2 protein-coding genes are annotated in these 2,153 nt (G+C 47.7%); one reads left to right on the top strand and one right to left on the bottom strand.

Annotated elements, in window-relative coordinates; translation table 11 throughout:
* Positions 1-1,391, top strand: a 1,391-nt coding sequence (locus AC3ZFK_RS08230; RefSeq protein WP_487507309.1) for an ATP-binding protein, incomplete at its 5' end; no start/stop codon positions are given.
* 69 nt (positions 1,392-1,460) lie between these two features.
* Here the strand turns inward: AC3ZFK_RS08230 and AC3ZFK_RS08225 are convergent.
* Complete coding sequence (locus AC3ZFK_RS08225; protein WP_487507308.1) at positions 1,461-2,045, bottom strand: hypothetical protein; 585 nt, start codon at positions 2,043-2,045, stop codon at positions 1,461-1,463.
* Between the last annotated feature and the right edge of the window lie 108 nt (positions 2,046-2,153).

Here is a 2,153-nt window from a genome sequence, read left to right as displayed (position 1 = left end):
CTGCCCTGGTTGATATTGGCCAGATGAGTCGAAAACGGTGGGGTAGCACTCTCCTTACCTATCTGGACCAGGGGATGGTTGATGAAAAATTCCGCCTCCCTGCTGAGAGAAAAGAGTTACTTGATGGTTTTCTATACTCTCCCCCAGCTGCAACGATAACACTGCAGCAACTGATATCACTCTATCGCACAGAATTCATTGCCTCCATTATCGTCCTGATCATTATCTCCGTACTAGGGTATCTATATCTCTTACAGCTACAAAAAACTGTCAAGGCAACACTCAACAAAAATGAGTTTCTGACCAAGATAAGCCACGAAATTCGCACCCCGATGAATGGGGTTCTGGGGGTTGTGGATCTACTGCAACTGACAAAACTGGATCAGGAGCAGCAAAATTATGTAAACACCATGAAACACTCCGGCAAGACCCTGCTTGAAATCATCAACAGCGCTCTTGATCTGTCGAGGATCGAGTCCGGGCAAATTCAGATGGAGATAAGGCCATTCAATCTCCACCAGACACTACTGGAGGTTGTTGAGCTGTTACGCCCACAGGCAGAAAAGAGGGGGTTAAGTCTCGACTTGATCGATGACCCCAAACTACCCGCACAACTGTTGGGAGACGCCATCAAGATTAAACAAGTCTTGACCAACCTGATTGGCAATGCAATCAAGTTCACCCAGCATGGGACGGTAAGCGCCGAAATAAAACTTGTGCGGATAGATAATCACCGTGCGCAACTGGAGATTGCCGTTAAGGATAGCGGGATCGGGATTCCCAAAGAGCTTCAACAAAAGGTTTTTGAACAATTTACTCAGACCGCACCTACCAGTAGCTATGGCGGAACCGGGCTTGGATTGCCAATTTCTCAACAACTGATTCAACTGATGGGTGGAACTATCAAGCTGGAGAGCGAGCCCAATAAAGGCAGTACATTTAGGGTGTTACTGGAACTTAGTGTAGCTGAACGGAGAGAGAGAGCAACTCCTGATGAAGGCAATAAATTAACTTCGGGTGTCATCAACCGAGGATGCCGGGTACTGATTGTCGAGGATGTTTTGGCTAATCAGATGGTAACCAGCAAACTGCTTGAACACATTGGATGCAAACCAGAGATTGCCGAGAACGGTGAGACTGCTGTTAACAAGGTTAATGATAACTCCAACCAATATGACATTATTCTGATGGATCTACAGATGCCGGTGATGGATGGATTTGAGGCCTCGCATATAATCAGGCAGAGCCACCCTGACCTGCCGATCATTGCATTGACTGCAGCCACCCACCAAGAGGCGAACGAAAATTACCAAAAGTCCGGGATCAACGATGTGCTCTACAAACCATTCACCATGAAGGAGCTGATAGAGAAGATCAACCGCTGGGGGTAATAACGACATCTCACAAAACCAGAAAAGCCCTCATCTGAGGGCTTTTCTGTTAGGTAGTGTGCCCGTCTATCATCTCCAGTATTGACGAGGTGGCGCCATCATCTGTGGAGGCATCATCTGTGGCGGCATTGCTGGGGCAAATGGCATTTGGCCTGATGGCCCCATCTGGCCGTATGGTGATGGACCATATCCGTAATTCCCGTAAGGTGCAGGGCCATATCCGTATGGGGCAACCGGTGGCTGGTTATATCCGGGATAGTATCTTCTGCGATTGTCTTTACGGAAATCAGAACGGGCACGGTTGCGAGCCTTTGACTCGCTCTTGCCATTTCCCTTTCCTTCAGCCTGAGCCTGTCCCTTAAGTTTGGTATCAAGATTCAGGTCCCACTCTACATCGGTATTCATGTCGCTCATAGCGTCCCCCATACCCATGCTATCTACCATGGAGTCCATGGCGCCCCAGCCATTCTCGCCTCCAAATGGGCCACGTCCATCCTTGCTGCCCCAACCAAATGGTGCAAGTGGGTGGTCAGAGCCACTGTTTTTGTTCCAGCCATCCTTCATGTCCCAATCTTTTGGATTCCAGAATGCCGAAGCTGCTGTAGAAAGTGCCATCGCTGTAACAATGGCAACTGTTTTTACAATATATTTCATGATGTTATACCTAAATAGTGGTGACATAATCAACCGTTTTAGTAAATGCTTTAATTATACCCCTTTTCCACCATCCAATCAAGCTGAATGAAACTCAAATGGGGGTCA

This window comes from Candidatus Thiopontia autotrophica (assembly GCF_982804495.1).
The sequence above is the reverse complement of the archived record's forward strand: the minus strand, read 5'-3'. Positions and strand labels throughout refer to the sequence as shown.